Annotated in this window: 4 protein-coding genes; 2 read left to right on the forward strand and 2 right to left on the reverse strand. The window is 43.6% G+C overall.

What is annotated here, in order from left to right; translation table 11 throughout:
* Positions 1–180 precede the first annotated feature (180 nt).
* Positions 181–594 carry a CHAT domain-containing protein gene (locus F6K49_RS35095; RefSeq protein WP_366514261.1) on the forward strand — a complete coding sequence of 138 codons (414 nt, stop codon included), beginning with the start codon at positions 181–183 and terminating at the stop codon, positions 592–594.
* Here the strand turns inward: F6K49_RS35095 and F6K49_RS35100 are convergent.
* On the reverse strand, positions 569–718 hold the full coding sequence (locus tag F6K49_RS35100; protein ID WP_293104180.1) for a hypothetical protein: 150 nt from the start codon (positions 716–718) through the stop codon (positions 569–571). The genes F6K49_RS35095 and F6K49_RS35100 overlap by 26 nt on opposite strands.
* A 350-nt stretch (positions 719–1,068) precedes the next feature.
* On the opposite strand from F6K49_RS35100, the gene F6K49_RS35105 reads away from it, so the two are divergent.
* Positions 1,069–3,393 (forward strand): DUF3160 domain-containing protein, encoded by a 2,325-nt coding sequence (locus F6K49_RS35105; protein WP_293104184.1) that lies wholly within the window; start codon positions 1,069–1,071, stop codon positions 3,391–3,393.
* Positions 3,394–4,003: 610 nt separating this feature from the next.
* Here F6K49_RS35105 and F6K49_RS35110 read toward each other — a convergent pair.
* Positions 4,004–4,913: UbiD family decarboxylase (locus F6K49_RS35110; protein ID WP_293104187.1), on the reverse strand; the 910-nt coding region annotated here is incomplete at its 5' end.

Raw genomic sequence — 4,913 nt, forward strand, 5'->3', positions numbered from 1 at the left:
TCGCCTTAATAATGGCATATCAACACCATAGGCTATTATATACAGGACTTACCCATTGCTCCCATTATTCCCTACTCCCGTGATCCTCTCAACCGTAGAGGGTGAGCTAATCCAGATTTTGACCTGGTATTTTACCTTGTCTGATTAATGGTGAGTTAAAGCTTTCTGGGTAAACTACCTATGCTTAATGGGTTATTTGCTCCCAAGCGTATTGGAGGTATTGGCAGTGCGATCGCCTTGGCTCCTTCTGTAGGAGAGGACGGACTACTGACTGCTGAAGAAATCTTTACTATGAAACTCAGTGCGGAACTAGTAGTAGTCAGTGCCTGCGAGACCGGAGTCGGTGACATCAAGAGTGAGGGGGTGATTGGTTTATCTCGCTCCTTAGTGGCAGCGGGTGTTCCCAGTATTATTGTTTCCTTGTGGTCAATCCCTGATGATAAAACCACAGAATTGATGACGGAGTTTTATCAAAATCTTGAGAGAACAGGGGATAAAGCGCAAGCGTTGCGCCAAGCGATGTTGACCATGATTCCGAAGTCAGGTAATCCGAAAGATTGGGCAGCATTTACCTTGATTGGGGAGGCGCTTTAAGGGAATAGGGAATAGGGAATAGGGAGTAGGGAGTAGGGAGTAGGGGAGAACTGCTATTGATAACTTTCTTTAACGTTTTGCATAAATAGTAAAAACAAGACTTATAAGTATTATAGAAAGGCAACAGAACTATTTTTGGAAAGACGTAAACCAACCTAGGTCTTTATTAATTTGTAATCTTGGGTGTAAACAGCTATATAGCTTCTAAGCATTTACCAGTAAGCGGTCAGCCGTTAAGGCCAAAGCTGAGAGCTGTTCGCGTAGCGCATATGCTTAACGCTGTAGGAGCATGTCAATTTTGTTAATCCCTGATTCAGATCCCCCATTATCCCCCTTAATAAGGGGGACTTTTCAATCTAATTCCCCCCTTTTTTAAGGGGGGTTAGGGGGGATCTATTTACCTAATTACAAAGTTTACATGCTCCCAACCCTGTTGTCTATTTTCTGTTTTATATTCGCTGTTCCCTGATCAAAATGAAGCTTTTTAATAAATTAAGCAAGCTAATTATTGCTCCGATCATTGTATTGTTAATTCTGATGAGCAACCATACTTTCCTCGAAGATGGCATTGACAGTTCCAAACTTTTGGTCAACCCAGCTTCAGCAGAAGTGTCACCTGATGTCTTTGGTTACAACCCTACCTTCGCTCAGGAATTGGATAAGATTGGAGAGATTTCACCCCAAGAATTTGCTAAACGTTACGATGCCAAGGTTGATTATCTAACACAAATTAGTTGGGATCCCACCCAGGCTCAATTTTGGGATTTGTTCAATGACAGCTTTTTCCGCCTCAATTCAAATGAACTGGAAGTATTCAATAAACAAGGCTTTGTTGTCAGTGAGCGCATGGGGACAAAGGGTTTCGCTCAATCATTCTACCAAATCTATAACAACGATTTACCAGTTTTCGTTTCCGCTGATGCCTTGCTTCATGCTTGGCATCGTTCTTATGACGCCATGTTGGAAGAACTAGAAGAAAGTTATCTTGCCACATCACTAGATGAAATTCTCACAGGAATGGCAGATAAAATCCCAGAAGCCAGTAATCAATATGGCGATGGTGTCCTTGACCTAAGTTTAATCGATGCCGACTACTTTCTAGCAGTCGCTCGTTCGTTATTGGCAGGAGAAACAGTTAAGACCAAATTAAATCAGGATGCCCGTGTGGCAGCAACCCTCAAAGCCATAGAAGGAGAGCAACTCCAGAAATTTGAGCTGTTTGGGCGTGACCGCGAGATGGATTTTTCTCAATTCAAAGTACGTGGGCATTATGAGAATTCCGAGACTCTTAAGAAATATTTCCGGGCAGTAATGTGGTGCGGTAGAGTCGATCTACGCATAGCAGGTAAACCGGAAGAGGCTTCTCCACGGGAATTGGGTGCAGCTATAATCCTCAATGATCTGTTAACAAAATCTGGTAAGTTCGAGCAATGGCAACAGTTTGACCAAATGCTCCAGACCTTTGTCGGTCCAACTGATTCAATGACGTTTGCTCAACTCGATGACCTATTAAAACAAGCTAAGATTAAATCTCCGACAGATATTAAAGATTTATCCACCTTAGAGCAGCTGCAAACTAAAATTTCAGCTAACAACCTAGGTTTTCAAAACATCAGGAGTCATTTTTACTATAGTCCGAAAGACGATGATCAGATTAAAGATATAATACCCCACTCCTTTACAGTTATCGGTCAAAAGTTTATCTTGGATAGCTGGATGTTGAGCAAAGTCGTCTACGATGATATTATTTGGAATGGCAAGAAAGTTCAGCGCCGTGTACCAACTGGATTAGATGTAGCATTCGCCACCCTGGGAAACACTCAAGTAGTACCAGAACTGGTTGATCGGATCACAAACCAGAATGGGCATGAGTTCCGAGATGGTCTCAACTATCAACACAACTTAGCGGCAGCCTTTAATGTAGTTGAAAAGCTAAATCCTTCTGCTTGGGAAGAAAACCTTTACATGAATTGGCTGGCAACCTTGCGGGAACTTTCCAAACCTACTACGGACTCCAAATACCCAGAAGCCATGCGTACCCGTGCCTGGGGGATGAAGACACTCAATACACAACTAGCGTCATGGACACAATTGCGCCACGACACCATCCTTTATGCCAAACAATCCTACACCGGTGGAACCTTATGCTACTATCCAGCTGGGTTTGTAGAGCCAAGACCGGAATTCTGGGAACGCTTTGAAAAAATGGCAGTGCTGGCAGGGCAGCTAATGGAAAACACTCCTTTTCCAGAGCGCTTCCGAAAGATTCAGCAAAAACAAACTAACTTCTTCAAAAATTTCAGCCAGCAGTTAACTATCCTCAAGGAAATAGCACTCAAGGAATTAGCACAACAGGAACTTACCGAAGCCCAAACCAACTTCCTAGAAAAGGTTGTTGAGATTCAACGGTTTGCTTCAGGGGGTCCGACTTATACCGGTTGGTATCCCAGCCTTTTCTATAAGAAACCTGAGGATTCTGATAAGTGGGATGCCATTGTTGCCGATGTACACACAGATGTACCTGAGCCAATGGTGGGAGATCCAGGCAGTGTACTTCACCAGGGCGTGGGTAATATCGATTTGTTGATGATTGCAGTGGACAACGGTGAAGACAAAATGGTCTTTGCTGGACCAGTGTTAAGCCATTATGAATTTGAGATGCCAGAAGTATCCCGTAAATCAGATTCTGAGTGGAAAAAAGATATCCAAACTGGTAAGCTTCCACCTCGTCCCAACTGGACAAAAAGCTATCTTGTAGTTAATGAATTATTGAATGAGTTCTCTCCTATTGGGGAGTAGGGATTAGGGAGTCAGGAGTCCGGAGTCGGGAGTAGGTAAAAATATTGTATGTCTCTAATTACTATGAGAACCGCTATAATCTACAATATTTTTTGCCTGCTGCCCAATATTTCGGGATTGAAGTGATTCGACCAGGAGAGTTGGTTTACTCTCTCAATTTACAGGATAAAGTTACAAAATGAGTTATTATCCGTTACAATTACCTGAGACATTGTTGAAAGAAATTCAACGTCTTGCTCAATAAAATCAAGTTTCTATCGAGCAGTGGTTACTGAATGCTGTTACGGAAAAAATTGAAGCTCATAAAGTTGTACGACTCTTGCATAGTTATGCTGAAAAAGCCGATTACAACCGTTTTGATGCAATATTAGCATCAGTGGCAGATACAGAACCGATAGCAGGGGATGAGTTGGGATAGAAACCCTATGGGGATATATAGCGCTACGCGCAAGGCAAGAGGCAAAAGGCAAAAGGCAAAAGTTTACTAAAACAGCTTTTCAGCTTTTATCAACGTCAAACACCTTAATGCTTAGTGCTATATGCGATCGCTTTCTAGTCATCTATTTGAAGCTGACCGCTGACCACTGACCGCTGACCGCTGATGTATAAATTACATATCATACCCAAACAAATTCGGATCAACATCCTTCAAATCCAAATCCCCTAACCCATACTCAGCCCAACGTCTATCTACCATCGCTGCTACATCCCCATCTGACTCCAACGTTGCGCCCCATTCATGTTCGGTTTCCGGTGGAATCTTAGTAGTAGCATCAATACCCATCCGTCCCCCTAAGCCAATCTTTTCACTAGCAAAATCCAAACTATCAAAGGGAGTATTAGGCAAAATAAATACATCCCGGACTGGGTCAACTTTAGAACTAATCGCCCACACCACTTGACGGGGGTCGCGAATATTAATAGTCTCATCCACCACAATCACAAACTTGGTGTAGGTAAATTGAGGCAACGCACTCCAAAACGCCAAAGCAGCCCGTCGCGCTTGTCCTGGATAGGCTTTCTTAATCGAAATAATGGCCGCTTTATAACTCAGAGCTTCCATGGGCAAGAAGAAATCCACAATTTCTGAGACTTGTTGCCGCAGGATCGGGGTATAAATCCGATTGAGTGCGATCGCCATCATGGCTTCTTCTTTCGGTGGACGCCCACTAAAGGTAGTTAAATAAATCGGATCCTTGCGGTGAGTCATACAGTGGAAGCGAATCAAGGGGGAATCCTCCACTCCACCGTAATACCCCATGTGGTCACCAAAGGGACCATCTGGCAACATTTCCCCTGGAGTAATGGTGCCTTCCAGGACAAACTCAGAATCCGCTGGTACCTCTAAATCTAAGGTTTTACATTTAGCTAGGTTAACCCCAGACCCACCATAGAGTCCAGCAAAGAGCCATTCCGACAGGTCAACCGGTATGGGAGTAGCAGCGGCCAGAATAATCAGGGGGTCAACACCGAGTGCGATCGCAATTTCTAATTTCTGTCCTCTCTCCACCGCCTTGCGA

This window comes from Moorena sp. SIO3I6 (genome assembly GCF_010672095.1).